Raw genomic sequence first — 15,236 nt, forward strand, 5'->3', positions numbered from 1 at the left:
TTTCAGGAGATCACGTGCAACTTCAACGCGAATCCAATTCCGCCTTCAACACCGTGACCGCCTATGGGTCGGACTACATCGAAATCAACAAAGTGCCGTACCGCCATCCGGTGTATTTCGCGCCAGAGGGCGACATCCACGACTGGAACGTCCTGCAGCCCGCCGACATCACCGTCGAGGCATTGCGCCAGATCGCCGGTCTCGAGGCGCCCAAGAACGACCCTATGGCTTTTCTCGATGGCGACGCCGCACCCGCCAGGCCCGACAACGCCCCCGAAGTCGTACTGATCGGCACGGGTGCGCGGCAGCATTTGCTGTCCGCCGATGTCACGCGCCCGCTGTTGCGCGCCGGCATAGGCATCGAAGTCATGAGCACGCAGGCGGCTGCCAGAACATATAACATCTTGATGTCCGAAGGACGACGCGTCGTCCTCGCCCTGCTCCCCCAGAAGGAGGCCGCATGAGCCAGATTGCCGTTGGCAAGCCCGTTCCCGCTTTTTCCGCTGCCAGCACCCAAGGCGAAACCAGCCTGAACTGCCTGAAAGGCCATAAGGCGGTGCTGTACTTTTACCCCAAAGACAATACACCGGGCTGCACCACCGAAGCCCAGGATTTCCGCGACCTGTACCAGCAGTTCGTCGACGCTGGCTGCCAGGTCATCGGCATCTCGCGCGACTCGCTCAAGTCGCATTCGGGCTTCACCGAAAAGCAGGCGCTGCCTTTTCCGCTGATTTCCGATCCCGACGAAACACTGTGCGAGCTCTTCGGCGTCATGAAGATGAAGAATATGTACGGCAAGCAAGTGCGCGGCATCGAACGCAGCACGTTCCTGATCGGCACCGATGGTGTGCTGCTGCGCGAATGGCGCGGTGTGCGCGTGCCCGGGCATGCCGACGAAGTACTGCAGGCCGTGCAGGAACACACCTGAACCCTCGCCATAACGCACCGATTCGCCCCCCCACACCAGGAGCAAGCCCGCCATGCCCTTACCCAAGCTGCCTACACGCATGGGTGCCACGGTTTCCGCACACAAGCTGACTCAAGACGCAGTCGTCACCGCCATTGCCCCTGCGGCGCCTGCCGCGACGGCAAGCGCCGACAAGCCGGTGTCGCGCGCCGCCGCGCCCCGCGCGGGCGCCACTCAGCGCAAGCGCGCCGAACCGTCCAGCAAGCCAGCACCAGACATCACCAAGGCAGCCATGCCGGCAGTGCCCGATGTGCCGCCCGCGCTTGCCGTCGTGCCGGCCACGCGCGTGGCAGCCGGCCGTAAACCCCGCCTGCACGCAGACCAGCGCAAGCTGTTCGTTCTCGACACCAATGTGTTGCTGCACGACTCCAACTCCCTCTTCAAGTTCGAAGAGCACGACGTCTTCCTGCCTATGATGGTGCTCGAAGAACTCGATCACCAAAAGAAGGGGATGTCCGAGGTCGCGCGCAACGCACGCCAGGTCAGCCGCTATCTCGACGGCTTGGTCGAAGGCTGCAATGATTTAGAAAAGGGTGCCAAGCTCGACACCTTGGGCAACCAGGAAGCACTGGGCAAGATCCATTTCCAGACCACTGCGCTGCACTCCAAGCTGCCGGTCGAGCTGCCATTGGGCAAGGCCGACAACGCCATCCTGATGGTGGTGCGCGCCCTGCAGACGGTGTACCCAAAACGCGAAGTCATCTTGGTGTCCAAAGACATCAACATGCGCCTGAAGGCCCGCGCACTGGGCTTGCCGGCCGAAGACTACCTCAACGACCACGTCCTCGACGACTCCGATCTGCTCTACGACGGTGTCATGCCGCTACCCGACAACTTCTGGAACAAGCATGGCAAGGATGTCGAGTCTTGGCAACAAGGCGGCACGACCTACTACCGCATCAAGGGGCCGCTGTGCAGCGAATTCATTGTCAATGAATTCGTCTACTTCGATGGCGAAATGCCCATGCAGGCACAAGTCAAGGAAGTCTCAGGCAAGAGTGCTGTACTGGCCACGCTGCGCGACTACAGCCACGGCAAGAACAATGTCTGGGGCGTCACCGCCCGCAACCGCGAACAAAACTTCGCCCTCAACCTGCTCATGAACCCCGAATGCGATTTTGTCTCGCTGCTGGGGCAGGCGGGTACGGGCAAGACATTGCTGGCACTGGCGGCAGGGCTGACGCAAACCCTCGAAACCAAGCGCTACAACGAAATCATCATTACCCGGGCCACAGTGCCGGTGGGCGACGATATTGGCTTTCTGCCGGGCACCGAAGAAGAGAAAATGCTGCCCTGGATGGGCGCGCTGGAAGACAATCTCGAGGTGCTGCACCTGGGTGCGGGCTCGGGCGCGGCCAGCGACCTGGGCGGCCAAGACTGGTCCAAGAACTCCACCATGGAATTGATCCGCTCGCGCATCAAGGTGAAATCCCTGAACTTCATGCGCGGCCGCACCTTTCTCAACAAGTTCCTGATCATCGATGAGGCCCAGAACCTGACGCCCAAACAGATGAAAACCCTGGTGACGCGTGCGGGGCCGGGCACCAAGATCGTCTGTCTGGGCAATATCGCCCAAATCGACACCCCCTATCTCACAGAGGGCAGCTCGGGCCTTACCTACGTGGTCGACCGTTTCAAGGGCTGGCCGCACGCGGGCCACATCACCCTGCAGCGCGGCGAGCGCTCGCGCCTGGCCGACTACGCCAGCGAAGCGCTGTAAACCATGCACAATGCGCCAACCGGGCCTTGATGGCCAGGCTGGCGCATACTCATGCATGATTCCGGCACGAAGCCGCGCGGAACGGCCCAGCCACCTCTACTCGGGAGTGCCAACATGAATGCTGCATCTTCTCCGCCCATTGGGTTTACCATGGGCGATGCGGCGGGCATTGGGCCTGAACTCATTGTCAAGCTCTTTGCCGCGGGCCTGCCCCACCCTGCCTTGGTCTATGGCGACGCGGGCATCCTGGACGCCACGATCTCCCGCCTGGGCATGGACGACAGGCTGCGTGTTGAAATCATCAGCGACGCGCCGCTTGCAACCGGCGTGCAGGGTGTAATCCCCGTGCTCAATCGCTGGCAGGCGCTGCCGCCGGATCTCCCGCCTGGGCAGCCCAGCCCCCTGGCAGGCCGTGGCGCCTACGAGTACCTGTGCCATGCCATCGACGATGCGCTGACCGGCCGCCTGCGCGCCATCGTCACGGCGCCGCTCAATAAAAAAACCATGCAGGCCGGCGGTGCCGACTACCCCGGCCATACCGAGATCCTGGCCGAGCGAACGGGCACCCACGACTACGCCATGATGCTTGCCAACCAGGAATTACGCGTCATCCTGGTCACCATCCACGTCGCCCTGAACGACGTGAGCCGGTTGATCACGCCAGAGGCTGAGCTTCGTACGATCCGCCTGGCGCATCAGGCCTGCAGGCTGGCGGGCATAGCGTCCCCACGCGTGGCCGTAGCGGGCCTGAACCCCCATGCGGGCGAAGGCGGCCGCTTCGGGCGGGAAGATATCGACATCATCGCACCCGCCATTACACAGGCGCGCGAAGAAGGCATTGCGGCCAGCGGCCCTTGGCCGGGTGACACCATTTTCATGCGCGCTCGCAAAGGCGAGTTCGACATTGTGGTGGCCCAGTATCACGACCAAGGCCTGATACCGGTGAAATACATGGGGATAGACGAAGGTGTGAATGTCACCGTGGGCCTGCCATTCGTGCGCACCAGCGTCGATCACGGCACCGCCTTCGATATTGCGGGGCAAGGCATTGCCGACCCCGCTTCGCTGCGCGCCGCCTACAACATGGCGCTGGCCATGACAACCGCGGGCGATGCGTCAAACTGACGACGCACTGGCCACCACTGCGCCACTATGGGGCCATGGCTGCGCCACCGCTGTGCGACCGCAGGGCCGCGCCGGGGGCGTCTTCGCCATTGGCGCCTCACGGGGCATAAACCGGCCTAGATCGCCGACGTATAGTTGAGGAAGCGCGTGCTGGCGCCCTGGAAGGTCAGGCGCACTGTGCCGATGGGGCCGTTACGCTGCTTGGCAATAATGATCTCGGCTGAGCCTTTGTCGGCCGATTCGGGGTTGTACACTTCGTCGCGGTAAATGAATAGAATCAGGTCGGCATCCTGCTCGATGGCGCCCGATTCGCGCAGGTCGCTCATCACCGGCCGCTTGTTGGGGCGTTGCTCCAGGCTACGGTTCAACTGCGACAGCGCAATGAGCGGGCAGTTGAGTTCTTTAGCCAGGCCTTTGAGCGAGCGGCTGATTTCGGACACTTCCGCCGCACGGTTTTCGCCACCCGAATTGCCCGACATCAACTGCAGGTAATCGATGATGATCAACCCCAACTGGCCGCACTGACGCGCCAGCCGCCGCGACCGCGCACGCACTTCCATGGATGTGAGCGCAGGCGTTTCATCGATATAGATCTGCGCCTCCTGCACCTGCTGCACGGCATGGGTCAAGCGCGGCCAATCGTCGGCCGTGAGCTTACCTGTACGCATGCGGTGCTGGTCCAGCATGCCCACGGAGCCGACCATACGCATGGCCAACTGCACCGCCCCCATTTCCATCGAAAATACCGCAACCGGCAGCCCTTGTTCGATCGCGACATGTTCGCCGATGTTCATGGAAAACGAGGTTTTACCCATGGACGGACGGCCGGCCACGATAATCAGATCGCCCGGCTGCAGGCCGGAGGTCATGCGATCCAAATCAGTGAAACCCGTGGGCACACCTGTGATGTCGGAGTCGCCTTCGCGATGGTAGAGTTCGTCGATACGTTCGACCACCTGGCTCAGTAGAGGCTGGATATCCTGGAAGCCCGCCGAGCCCTTGGCCCCTTCCTGGGCGATCTGGAATACCCGCGACTCTGCCTCGTCGACCAGTTGCCTGGCCTCTTTACCCTGGGGATTGAACGCGCCCGCGGCAATTTCGTCGGCAACGGTGACCAGCTTGCGCAGCATGGAACGCTCACGCACGATTTCGGCGTAGCGGCGGATGTTAGCCGCGGATGGCGTGTTGTGGGCCAAGGCATTCAGGTAGGCCAAACCGCCCACGTCGTCGGATTTTCCGGCGCTGGCCAATGACTCATGGACAGTGACGACGTCAGCCGGACGCGCCAGGCCGATCAGGCGCGCAATGTGTTGCCAGATCAGCTTGTGGTCGTAACGGTAGAAGTCTTCATCATCAAGGAGATCTGTAACGCGATCGAACGCGGCGTTGTCCAGCAGCAACCCACCGAGCACGGATTGCTCGGCCTCGACCGAATGCGGCGGGACACGCAGATAATCAAGTTGCGTATCGGTTTTCGTGTTCATGCTGTCCAAGCCGAGGCTCCGGAGGCGGGCTGGCCGCGTGCGCGCGGCGCCAGCCGGCGCGGTTGAAAATGGCGAAAAGGAAAAAGCCGGCTTGCGCCGGCTTTTTCACTGCGGAGCGCGATATAAACATCCAGGGGATGAATGTACCACGCAACCTGCAGCGCATTGAATCAGGCGATTTCGCCTTCGACCACGATGTTGATGTCTGACACCACATCTGCGTGCAGGACAACCTGAACCGGGTACTCGCCAATGGCCTTGAGGGGGCCATCGGGCAGGCGAACCTGGGCCTTCTCGATGGTGTCGAAGCCTTGCTTGTGCAGCGCGGCGGCGATGTCCATCGTGGTGACCGAGCCGAACAGGCGGCCGTCGACGCCAGCCTTTTGCTGGATGGAGACCGAGACGCCGGAGAGTTTCTCACCAACGGCTTGCGCGGCAGCCAGCTTATCGGCCTGCAGCTTTTCGAGCTCGGCGCGGCGGGCTTCGAATTCTTTCAGGGCCGCATCAGTGGCGCGGCGGGCGATTTTCTGGGGAATCAGGTAGTTGCGGGCGTAGCCGTCGCGCACACGGACGACGTCACCGAGGTTGCCCAGATTCACGACTTTTTCGAGCAGAATGACTTGCATGACGATAGGCCTCGGATTAGTTGTGGTTGTCGGTGTAAGGCAGCAGGGCCAGGAAGCGCGCGCGTTTGATCGCGGTGTCGAGCTGACGCTGGTAGTGTGCCTTGGTGCCGGTCAGGCGTGCAGGAATGATCTTGCCGTTTTCCTGGATGAAGTCGCGCAGCGTGTCCAGGTCTTTGTAGTCGATTTCATCAACGCCGGCGGCGGTGAAACGGCAGAACTTGCGACGCTTGAACAGCGGGTTCTGCTGCGTGAATTTGCGTTTTTCCTTGCTTTTCTTGAAGTAAGCCATGATGTGCCTCTTTGCATGCCCGGGACCATGCCCGAGCGGTATATTTCATGCGCCTCGCGCCAGGATTGCCTGTAGCGCGCGCGCCCCATGTTGCATGATGTGCGGATAACCCCGCTAAACCACGACGCTTGCGCCGCCCGGATACGATCTGTTGGCCTGCTGTATATGCAGCACCAGCTTGACCGATCCTTTACGCGCCGGCGCCAGAAAACCTTCGACCGACATGGCTGCCCCCAGAGGGGTATCAGCCAGCAGCAACGCCACATCGCCCAGCGCAACGGCAGAGATAGTGAACTCTACCTTGCGCACCAGCCCCGCTTCGAGTGCATCGGAGGCGTGCCCCAGCAACATCTCGACGGCGGGCACCCCTGCGGGCGTGTACCGCAACGGCTGCACCTCGAGGGCGGTGGCGGCCAAGGCCAGGTGATTCACGGGTGTGTGGCGCCCCTGCCCGGTCACTCGGTCTGGCTGGCGGCTGCGGCTGCGTCGGCGCTGGCCTTGCGTGCCTCTTCGCGTTCGACGGATTTCATCATGACGGAAGGTGCAGTCTGGACCTTCTTGGTCTTGATGACCAGGTGACGCAGAATGGCGTCGTTGTAGCGGAACGCGTGTTCGAGGTCGTCGAGCACGGCCTGGCTGCACTCGATGTTCATGCAGACGTAGTGTGCCTTGACCAGCTTCTGGATGGGATAGGCGAGCTGGCGGCGGCCCCAGTCTTCGAGGCGATGCACTTGGCCACCGTTACCGGTGACGGTGGATTGGTAGCGCTCGATCATGGCGGGCACTTGCTCGCTTTGATCGGGATGCACGATAAACACTACTTCGTAGTGACGCATAAAACACTCCTTGTGGATGTCTTGCGGCCATGCGAATGCCGCAAGGGACAGCCCGCCAGGTTTCTACACCCAGCCACGCAACCGGAAAACCGGCCCCGCAGCCAAGCATGCCGCCGCCAAAATGGCAACGCAAGAACCCTAGTCGAGCAAGAAACCAGAAATAATAACAGTTTTATCAAATACCTGGCAAGTCGAGCAGACGGCAAAGTGATCCGTGCGCTGGAAGGGACGATGCCCAGCATCGCTGCCAGAGACGCCGCCGTCCGTCTGTGTCTTGCCCGGGAAGGCTGGTGCCATCCCGCCGGGCGGACTCAACCTTCGATGACTGCGTAAGCCGAATGATTGTGGATGGATTCGAAGTTCTCGGCGACGACGCGATAATTTCGCACACCGGGTACTGCGTGCAGTGCCTGCGCCACGTCGCGCACCAAGTCTTCGACGAACTTGGGGTTTTCGTACGCACGCTCGGTAACGAATTTTTCGTCGACACGCTTGAGCAGCCCCCATAACTCGCACGACGCCTGGTGCTCAACGCTGCGGATAAGCGCATCGGCATCCACAGGCGAGCCTGGTTCGTATGCCACGGTAACGGTCACGTGCGAACGCTGGTTGTGCGCGCCGTAGTCAGAGATTGCCTTGGAGCACGGGCACAGACTGGTGACCGGCACCAGCGCCTCGAGCGTGAAGGTGACATCGGCCTTTCCACCTTCTTGCACGGCGCGCGCCGTCCAGCACAATTCATAGTCCATGAGGCTGGCCACGCCGGACATGGGTGCGATTTTTTCAAGGAAATACGGAAAGCGCACGGAAATATCACCGGCATCGGCGTGCAGCAGTGGCAACATCTCGGCCGCCATGCGGCAGAAGATCGCGGGCGTCATTGCCACACGGCGATAGCGCTCCAGCAGCGCCACGAAGCGCGACATGTGGGTGCCCTTTTCGTGCGCAGGGAGTGCAACGGTGAGTTCCCAAGCGCCGACAGTTGGCTGCGCCTCGCCACCCGTGTTTTCAACCAGCATGGGGTGGCGCACCCCCCTCACCCCCACTCGCTGAATGGCGATATGACGGGTATCAACCGAACTTTGAACGTCTGGCATGACGGCGGGGGAGTCGTACAGAGTATTCATGAGCTTGCCTGTTCCACACGGCCTGGGCCGGGTATTCCTTAAGAAAGATCAATTATGAGGCATGTTGTCGCAAATGCCTCTTAAGCTTTACACAATAACAAACCGACCGGAAAACGGCTTGGACCATATACTGGCCGAGGCCTTGCAACCTCGGCCGCCACCCGCAAGGCAGCGTGGCGTATGAGTGTATTCGTGGGCCGGTACGCACGATTGGACGACGCCCGCGCATGTTTCGTTCCCGAGCGCAGGGCGGCACCCATAAAGCCGAAACAACGTTACGACGCGGCGGCGGAACGACCGCCCATCTGTGCCAGGCTATCAAGCTGCGTTCTGATCGCGGACGCAATGCCGGTGCTGTCGAGCCCCAACCCGGCCAGAATAGCCGCCTGGTCGCCGTGATCGACGAAAGCGTCGGGCAGGCCCAATTGCAACACGGATGCCTGCAGCCCGTGGGCGGCAAGGCATTCGAGCACAGCGCTGCCCGCACCGCCCATCACGGCTGCCTCTTCGACCGTTACGAGCAGATCATGCGATTCGGCCAATTGCACAACCAGCGCCTCGTCCAACGGCTTGACGAAACGCATGTCGGCCAGGGTAGCATCGAGCTGTTCGGCTGCCTCGAGCGCAGCGGGCACCAATGTACCAAAGCCCAGGATGGCCACCCGCCCGCCCTGCCGGCGCAAAACCCCGCGGCCCAGTTCTACCACGTCCAGCCCCGGATCTACCTCGGCCCCACACCCGGCGCCGCGCGGATAGCGTACGGCGGCCGGCCCGCTGTGACGATAACAGGTGCTCAACAGCAGCCGCGCTTCGTTTTCATCGGACGGCGTGGCAACAACCATATTGGGGACGCAGCGCAGGAAAGCGATATCGTAATTGCCTGCATGGGTGGCGCCGTCGGCGCCGACAATGCCAGCGCGGTCGAGCGCGAACGTGACGTCGAGATCTTGCAGCGCTACGTCGTGGATGAGCTGATCGTAGCCCCGCTGCAGGAAGGTGGAGTAGATCGCCACGACCGGCTTTTGGCCCTCGCAGGCCAGGCCAGCGGCAAAGGTTACCGCGTGCTGCTCAGCAATGCCGACGTCGAAATAGCGGTCGGGATAGCGCTTTTCGAACTCGACCAACCCGCTACCCTCGCGCATGGCGGGCGTGATGCCATACAGACGGCGGTCGGCGGCAGCCATGTCGCACAGCCAGCGCCCGAACACTTGAGTGAAAGTCTGGCGCGATGCCGTGCCGGATTTCTGGATGCCCACTTGGGGGTCGAACTTGCCCGGGCCATGGTACAGGACGGGATCGGCTTCGGCCAACTTGTAGCCCTGGCCCTTGCGCGTAACGACGTGCAGAAACTGCAGGCCGCCAAGCGCCTTGAGGTTCTCGAGGGTGGGAAGGAGCGCGTCCAGATCGTGGCCATCGATGGGGCCGACGTAGTTGAAACCGAGCTCTTCAAATAGCGTGGCGGGCGACATCATGCCCTTGGCATGCCCCTCGAAACGACGAGCCAGCTCGAGCATGGGCGGCACGTGCTGCAGCACTGCGCGGCCGACGTTCTTGGCTGCCGCATAAAAACCGCCAGACATCAGGCGCGCCAGATAGCGATTGAGCGCGCCGACCGGCGGCGAGATCGACATATCGTTGTCGTTGAGCACAACGAGCACATTGACGCCGGGCGTGACACCAGCGTTATTGAGCGCTTCGAACGCCATGCCGGCGGTCATGGCGCCATCGCCGATCACAGCGATATGCTGGCGATCCACCCCCGCGTTGCGGGAAGCGACCGCCATACCCAGCACCGCCGAGATCGACGTGGACGAATGCGCCGTGCCGAATGCGTCGTACTCGGATTCGCTGCGCTTGGGAAACCCGGAAATACCACCGTGCTGACGCAGGCGCGCCATGCCTTCGCGCCGCCCGGTGAGGATCTTGTGCGGATATGACTGGTGGCCGACGTCCCACACAATGCGGTCGTGGGGTGTATCGAAAACGCGGTGCAGCGCAATGGTTAGCTCAACCGTGCCCAGATTGGACGACAGATGCCCGCCCGTTTTCGAGACCGACTGCAGAACGAACGCGCGCAGTTGGTCGGCCACCTCGCCAAGCTGCGAGCGATCCAGGGCGCGCAGGTCCGCAGGCGAATTGATGTCTTCGAGTGAAACAGTGGTCATACGGTTCAGTTGGTTTGTTCCCATTGCGCATTTTAGACCGCAACGACTAGCGGTCGCGTCCCACGATGTAATCGGCAATGCAGGCGAGGTGCGCGGCAGGCGGCCCCAATGGCAGCAGTGCTGCGTGGGCATCCTCGTGCAACTGGCGCAACAGTGCGCGCGAGCCTTCCAGGCCCAGGGTGGATACATAAGTAGGTTTGTCGGCCGCGGCATCTTTGCCAGCGGTTTTGCCTAGCGTCGCGGTATCGGCCGTAACGTCGAGGATATCGTCAACTACCTGGAATGCCAGGCCAATGGCGGCAGCGTATTTTTCGAGCCCCTGGCGCGCCGCCGAGCCCGCTCCGGCGACGATGCCGCCAAGCAGTACGCTGGCCTCGAGCATGGCGCCGGTTTTCATGCTGTGCATCTGGCGCAGGTCATCGGCCGTGAGCCGGACCCCCACACTGGCACAATCGATGGCCTGGCCGCCGACCATGCCCAAACTACCCGCCGAGCGGGCCAGCAACTGCGTAGCCTGCACGATGAGCGCCGGCGCAATCGGCATCATGCCCAGGAGCTCAAAGGCCAGCGGCTGCAACGCATCGCCGGCAAGCATGGCTGTGGCCTCGCCATAGCGCACATGCACCGTGGGACGCCCGCGCCTCAGCGCGTCGTCGTCCATGCAGGGTAGATCGTCGTGCACCAGCGAATAGGCGTGGATGAGCTCGACCGCCGCTGCCGCGTGATCAAGGGCAATATGCTGCGGCGAGGCGGCCGTGCCGGATGGCAGAGAGGCTTCGCCCGCAGCGTACACCAGCGCTGCGCGCACCCGCTTGCCACCGCCCAGCACGGCGTAACGCATGGCCTCGTGCAATTCGGCCGGCAATCGCGAAGCCGGCGGCAAAAACTGATCGAGCACCGACTCGATATGGCGTACCCGATCGCCCAACCAGGCCGGAAAATCTATGACACGTTTCGTCATGCGCCGCCCTCAGCCTTCGTCCGCCGTGTCGTCCGCCTCGGCCGATGACGTATAGGGCTTTAGCAGATTGCCCTGCAGCACCTTTACCTGCTGCTCGGCCAGATCGAGGCGACGCTGGCAAATGCGTGCTAGTTCGACCCCTTTTTCGTATGCGGCGATGGACTGATCCAGCGGCAATGCGCCGCTTTCCATCTGGCCCACCAGCGCCTCCAACTGCGCCAGCGCGGTTTCGAAATCTTGCGGCAAATCCTGGGCGGCATCATCACCGGCCTGCGTGGCCGGATTTTTTTCATTCATGGCGTAATCCGGAAAATAAGCAAAAAGCGCCCGTTGGCGCCCGCGGGCCCCTTATACCCTGAAAACAGGGTGGCGCCTTGTATTTTGTGAGGAGCCCTGACCCTTCGGCCCTGACCGCTTCGCCACAATACGGGGCCGTCGACGCTGGATGAGCATGGGCCCGGCCCGCCCCGTACCGACGGACAGGGGCTTGCGTTCGGGCGTGTAGTCATGAACGGAATTGTAAGGGATGCGGGCCGATGGGGGAGTAACAATTTCACCGGACAGGCGCGTGCGGCTGGCCAAGGCTGACATCTCAGGTATAATGCCGGGTTCCTGAAAATTTCATCGGCCAATCCGTTTTTCTTCGCACCAGGGGCCGGAGCACACGTTCTTCCTGGTTCATCATCGCGGGGGGGAATCATGACCGACATCGGTCGCCAAGCGCATATCATGCCTGCGCAGACCCAGCTTCCAGTCAGCAGCTACTTCGACGAAACCCTGTTTGCGCTCGAGCGCGAGCGCATCTTCGGCAATGCCGCACTTTATGTAGGCAACGAAAAATTCACGCCCGACGCCGGCGATTGGCGCACACTTGCCCATGAAGGCGCGGGTCGGGTACTGGTACGCAACCCCAACGGCGTCGAGCTGATCTCTAATGTATGCCGCCATCGGCAGGCCATCATGCTGGGCGGCAGCGCCAACGGCGTGGCCGGCAGCCCTGCCAGCGGCAACCTTCGCGATACGGGCGGCAATATGGTCTGCCCCGTACACCGCTGGACATACAACAACCAGGGCAAGCTGCTGGGCGCACCGCAATTCCCGGCCACACCCTGCCTTGACCTGCGCAAGTTCCCGCTGCACAACTGCCACGGCCTGCTGTTCGAAGGCGGCCGAGACCCTGCTCGCGACATGGCGAGCCTCTTCGAACGGCCCGAATTCGACTTCTCGGGCTATGTACTTGATCACATCGAAGTACACCGTTGCAACTACAACTGGAAGACCTTCATCGAGGTCTATCTCGAAGACTACCATGTCGCGCCCTTCCATCCCGGGCTTGGGCATTTCGTCACCTGCGACGATCTCACCTGGGAGTTCTCCGATTGGTACAGTTGCCAACGCGTCGGCGTGCACAATGCCCTGAGCCAACCGGGCTCCGAGGTGTATCGCGCCTGGCACGACCGGCTCATGGCCTACCGCGACGGCGATGCCCCCGAGTTCGGCGCGGTGTGGGTCACGTACTTTCCCACGCACATGATTGAGCTATATCCGCATGTGCTGGTGCTGTCTACCCTGCACCCAGTCAGCCCCCAGGAAACCGTCAACATCGTCGAGTTTTACTACCCCGAAGACATCGCCGCATTCGAGCGCGAGTTCGTCGAGGCGCAGCGGGCAGCCTATATGGAAACCGCCATCGAAGACGACGAGATCGCCGAACGCATGGATGCCGGACGCAAGGCATTGATGAGTCGCGGCGTCTCCGAGGCCGGGCCGTACCAATCGCCCATGGAAGACGGCATGCAGCACTTTCACGAATGGTATCGCCGCTTGATGGGGCCGGACGCATTGCCCGATTGAGGGCGGCGGGGGCAGGGGCGGCGCGGGCATCACCAACAGCGCAGCGTCGGCTAACGCATACGCGCCGACGCGGGCGCTAGGCCTTGGCCGCCGGGGCCTGCGTTACCGCCCCATTACCTCGAAGCACTCGGTTTTCGGTGTAGGTGCGCCAGGTCGACAACAGGCCCGAGGCAATGATAAGCGCCATGCCCGCCCAGGCCATCACATCGGGGATGGTGCCCCAGAACACATAACCCAGCAGCGCGGCAAAGATGATGGTGGTGTACTGAAGCGCGGCGGTAAGCAAGGCAGAACCCAGGCCAAAGGCGCGCGTCATGGCCAACTGGCCGATCAGCCCCAGCACACCAACCCCTACCAGCGCGGCCCAGCCCCCCGGGCTGACCGAAGCCACGCCTTCCACGGCCAGGCCCGGTATGCTGGACAGGCACACACAGCACGAAAAGATGAACACAGTGCGCCATTCAGGCTCGCCCACCCTGCCCAGCTCACGGATCTGCATCATGGCAATAGCTGAGAGTGCGCCCGCCCCCAACCCGCTGGCCGCTGCCAGCACGTGTTGATGCTCAAGGCTGGGACGCAGTACCGCCAACACGCCTATGAAACCCAGCACCACCGCAAGGATGCGCACCGAATCGCGCTGGGAGCCGCCCCAGCCCAGCATCCAGCCAGCGATGAACAGCGGCGCCGTATAGTTGAGGCTGATGGCAGTAGAAAGCGGCAGGTTGGAGATGGCGAAAAAACCCAGCCACATGGAAAAAATGCCCGATACATTGCGCCACAGGTGCAGCTTCCAACTGGTGGGCGCGAGGCGGCGGCGGGTACTGAGTGCCCAGCCAAACAGCAGAAGGACGGACGGGATGCCGCGAAACAGCACGACGTGCGAGAGCGATGCCCCCAAGTCCGAGGAAACCTTTACACAAGCCCCCATGCCGGCGAACATCAGACTTGCCAGTAGCATCCACAAAGACTGCATGCGTAATCAACCGAAATAAGTAATCGACGCGAAGCCGATACTATACTCCGATGCCCGATCCAATTTCCCGGCAGGTACTTTAAAATCGCCGTTTCACCCCCATTGTTTCGCGGTAGGCGCTCGTTGTCGCCGCTTTGTGGAATCCCTATTACATGAAACGTATAGTTCTCTACCTGCTGACCAACTTTGCCGTGGTGATTGTGCTGAGCGCCTCGATGAATATCCTGGGCGTGGGCCGCTATCTCAGTGCCAACGGCATCGACTTCACGCAGTTGCTGATTTTTTCGGCCGTCATCGGTTTCGCGGGTTCCATCATTTCACTACTGATGAGCAAATGGATGGCCAAGCAAAGCACCGGCGCACGGGTCATCGACCCGCAGCGTCCCGACAATGCGCGGGAAGCCTGGCTGCTCGATACCGTGTATCAGCTGGCCGATCGCGCCGGCATCGGGCGCCCCGAAGTTGCCATTTACGAAGGCGCGCCCAACGCATTTGCCACGGGAGCCTTCCGTAACGAGGCGCTGGTGGCGGTTTCCACAGGCTTGCTGTCCAGCATGAGCGAAGAAGAAATCACGGCCGTGCTTGGGCACGAAGTCGCACACGTGGCCAACGGCGACATGGTGACGCTCACCCTGATACAGGGTGTGGTCAACACTTTCGTCATTTTCTTCGCACGCGTGGTGGGCTACTTGGTGGATCGCGCCATCTTCAAGAACGACCGCGATATCGGTCCGGGCTATTACATCACGGTCATCGTCTGTGAGCTCGTGTTCGGCCTGCTGGCCTCGCTGATCGTCGCTTGGTTCTCCCGGCAGCGCGAATATCGTGCCGATGCGGGCTCGGCCCGTCTGCTCGGTTCGCGCGAGCCAATGATCCACGCGCTCGCCCGACTGGGCGGGCTCGAGGCCGGTGAACTACCCAAAACCTTCGAAGCCGCGGGCATTTCAGGCCGTCGTTCGATCAGCGCCATGATGGCTTCCCATCCGCCCCTCGAGGCACGCATCCACGCGCTGCAGAGCATGCAGCACCTTTAAGGCGGAAGAAGCGACGGGCTCGCCACCCGGCCTCCCCCCGCCCTTCTCGCAGGCCCGGCGCACAATGCCGGGCCT

At 62.0% G+C, this 15,236-nt stretch carries 16 protein-coding genes; 6 read left to right on the forward strand and 10 right to left on the reverse strand.

The features are described from left to right. Positions 1-14: 14 nt before the first annotated feature. The 4 genes from LOL23_RS09125 to pdxA all read left to right on the forward strand — a co-directional run bounded on the left by LOL23_RS09125 (position 15) and on the right by pdxA (position 3,812). Complete coding sequence (locus tag LOL23_RS09125) at positions 15-464, forward strand: Mth938-like domain-containing protein (RefSeq protein ID WP_160979923.1); 450 nt, start codon at positions 15-17, stop codon at positions 462-464. Beyond that, positions 461-928, forward strand: coding sequence for a peroxiredoxin (locus LOL23_RS09130; protein ID WP_160979921.1), 468 nt, complete (start codon positions 461-463; stop codon positions 926-928). The genes LOL23_RS09125 and LOL23_RS09130 overlap by 4 nt, the downstream gene beginning before the upstream one ends. Positions 929-980: 52 nt before the next feature. Continuing rightward, a complete protein-coding gene (locus LOL23_RS09135; RefSeq protein ID WP_237173506.1) occupies positions 981-2,687 on the forward strand; it encodes a PhoH family protein in 1,707 nt (568 codons plus the stop codon). A 114-nt stretch (positions 2,688-2,801) separates the two neighbouring features. Next, positions 2,802-3,812 (forward strand): 4-hydroxythreonine-4-phosphate dehydrogenase PdxA, encoded by a 1,011-nt coding sequence (pdxA, locus tag LOL23_RS09140; RefSeq protein WP_160979917.1) that lies wholly within the window; start codon positions 2,802-2,804, stop codon positions 3,810-3,812. 116 nt (positions 3,813-3,928) lie between these two features. Here pdxA and LOL23_RS09145 read toward each other — a convergent pair whose 3' ends face one another. The 9 genes from LOL23_RS09145 to LOL23_RS09185 all read right to left on the reverse strand — a co-directional run bounded on the left by LOL23_RS09145 (position 3,929) and on the right by LOL23_RS09185 (position 11,597). Next, entirely contained in the window at positions 3,929-5,296 is a 1,368-nt protein-coding gene (locus tag LOL23_RS09145) for a replicative DNA helicase (RefSeq protein ID WP_160979915.1), read from the reverse strand. A 170-nt stretch (positions 5,297-5,466) separates the two neighbouring features. Then, entirely contained in the window at positions 5,467-5,922 is a 456-nt protein-coding gene (gene rplI, locus LOL23_RS09150; protein WP_160979913.1) for a 50S ribosomal protein L9, read from the reverse strand. Between the two features lie 16 nt (positions 5,923-5,938). Continuing rightward, positions 5,939-6,211, reverse strand: a complete 273-nt coding sequence (gene rpsR, locus LOL23_RS09155; RefSeq protein WP_160979911.1) for a 30S ribosomal protein S18 — start codon at positions 6,209-6,211, stop codon at positions 5,939-5,941. A 114-nt stretch (positions 6,212-6,325) separates the two neighbouring features. Beyond that, entirely contained in the window at positions 6,326-6,643 is a 318-nt protein-coding gene (priB, locus tag LOL23_RS09160) for a primosomal replication protein N (RefSeq protein WP_160979909.1), read from the reverse strand. A gap of 23 nt (positions 6,644-6,666) precedes the next feature. Further along, positions 6,667-7,047, reverse strand: coding sequence for a 30S ribosomal protein S6 (rpsF, locus tag LOL23_RS09165; protein WP_160979907.1), 381 nt, complete (start codon positions 7,045-7,047; stop codon positions 6,667-6,669). Between the two features lie 311 nt (positions 7,048-7,358). After that, entirely contained in the window at positions 7,359-8,174 is an 816-nt protein-coding gene (gene folE2 / locus LOL23_RS09170; protein ID WP_237173507.1) for a GTP cyclohydrolase FolE2, read from the reverse strand. Between the two features lie 275 nt (positions 8,175-8,449). Beyond that, positions 8,450-10,339 carry a 1-deoxy-D-xylulose-5-phosphate synthase gene (gene dxs, locus LOL23_RS09175; protein WP_160979903.1) on the reverse strand — a complete coding sequence of 630 codons (1,890 nt, stop codon included), beginning with the start codon at positions 10,337-10,339 and terminating at the stop codon, positions 8,450-8,452. 46 nt (positions 10,340-10,385) lie between these two features. Then, positions 10,386-11,300 carry a polyprenyl synthetase family protein gene (locus LOL23_RS09180; protein WP_160979901.1) on the reverse strand — a complete coding sequence of 305 codons (915 nt, stop codon included), beginning with the start codon at positions 11,298-11,300 and terminating at the stop codon, positions 10,386-10,388. A 9-nt stretch (positions 11,301-11,309) separates the two neighbouring features. Beyond that, positions 11,310-11,597, reverse strand: coding sequence for an exodeoxyribonuclease VII small subunit (locus tag LOL23_RS09185; RefSeq protein ID WP_160979899.1), 288 nt, complete (start codon positions 11,595-11,597; stop codon positions 11,310-11,312). Between the two features lie 402 nt (positions 11,598-11,999). On the opposite strand from LOL23_RS09185, the gene LOL23_RS09190 reads away from it, so the two are divergent. After that, positions 12,000-13,154, forward strand: a complete 1,155-nt coding sequence (locus tag LOL23_RS09190; RefSeq protein WP_160979897.1) for an aromatic ring-hydroxylating oxygenase subunit alpha — start codon at positions 12,000-12,002, stop codon at positions 13,152-13,154. Positions 13,155-13,230: 76 nt separating this feature from the next. Here LOL23_RS09190 and LOL23_RS09195 read toward each other — a convergent pair whose 3' ends face one another. Continuing rightward, positions 13,231-14,112, reverse strand: coding sequence for a DMT family transporter (locus LOL23_RS09195; protein ID WP_237173508.1), 882 nt, complete (start codon positions 14,110-14,112; stop codon positions 13,231-13,233). Positions 14,113-14,279: 167 nt separating this feature from the next. On the opposite strand from LOL23_RS09195, the gene htpX reads away from it, so the two are divergent. Next, complete coding sequence (gene htpX / locus LOL23_RS09200) at positions 14,280-15,161, forward strand: protease HtpX (RefSeq protein WP_160979893.1); 882 nt, start codon at positions 14,280-14,282, stop codon at positions 15,159-15,161. The last annotated feature ends 75 nt before the right edge of the window (positions 15,162-15,236 follow it).

The sequence above is a fragment of the Paracandidimonas lactea genome (genome assembly GCF_021653995.1).
GTDB classification, from domain to species: Bacteria; Pseudomonadota; Gammaproteobacteria; order Burkholderiales; family Burkholderiaceae_B; genus Allopusillimonas; species Allopusillimonas lactea.

Excerpts from the sequence above, each read along its gene's own strand:
- LOL23_RS09130 (WP_160979921.1), top strand. The coding sequence starts at position 461 with ATGAGCCAGATTGCCGTTGGCAAGCCCGTTCCCGCTTTTTCCGCTGCC.
- LOL23_RS09135 (WP_237173506.1), top strand. The coding sequence starts at position 981 with ATGCCCTTACCCAAGCTGCCTACACGCATGGGTGCCACGGTTTCCGCA.
- pdxA (WP_160979917.1), top strand. The coding sequence starts at position 2,802 with ATGAATGCTGCATCTTCTCCGCCCATTGGGTTTACCATGGGCGATGCG.
- LOL23_RS09145 (WP_160979915.1), bottom strand. The coding sequence starts at position 5,296 with ATGAACACGAAAACCGATACGCAACTTGATTATCTGCGTGTCCCGCCG.
- rplI (WP_160979913.1), bottom strand. The coding sequence starts at position 5,922 with ATGCAAGTCATTCTGCTCGAAAAAGTCGTGAATCTGGGCAACCTCGGT.
- rpsR (WP_160979911.1), bottom strand. The coding sequence starts at position 6,211 with ATGGCTTACTTCAAGAAAAGCAAGGAAAAACGCAAATTCACGCAGCAG.
- rpsF (WP_160979907.1), bottom strand. The coding sequence starts at position 7,047 with ATGCGTCACTACGAAGTAGTGTTTATCGTGCATCCCGATCAAAGCGAG.
- folE2 (WP_237173507.1), bottom strand. The coding sequence starts at position 8,174 with ATGAATACTCTGTACGACTCCCCCGCCGTCATGCCAGACGTTCAAAGT.
- dxs (WP_160979903.1), bottom strand. The coding sequence starts at position 10,339 with ATGACCACTGTTTCACTCGAAGACATCAATTCGCCTGCGGACCTGCGC.
- LOL23_RS09180 (WP_160979901.1), bottom strand. The coding sequence starts at position 11,300 with ATGACGAAACGTGTCATAGATTTTCCGGCCTGGTTGGGCGATCGGGTA.
- LOL23_RS09185 (WP_160979899.1), bottom strand. The coding sequence starts at position 11,597 with ATGAATGAAAAAAATCCGGCCACGCAGGCCGGTGATGATGCCGCCCAG.
- LOL23_RS09190 (WP_160979897.1), top strand. The coding sequence starts at position 12,000 with ATGACCGACATCGGTCGCCAAGCGCATATCATGCCTGCGCAGACCCAG.
- LOL23_RS09195 (WP_237173508.1), bottom strand. The coding sequence starts at position 14,112 with ATGCTACTGGCAAGTCTGATGTTCGCCGGCATGGGGGCTTGTGTAAAG.
- htpX (WP_160979893.1), top strand. The coding sequence starts at position 14,280 with ATGAAACGTATAGTTCTCTACCTGCTGACCAACTTTGCCGTGGTGATT.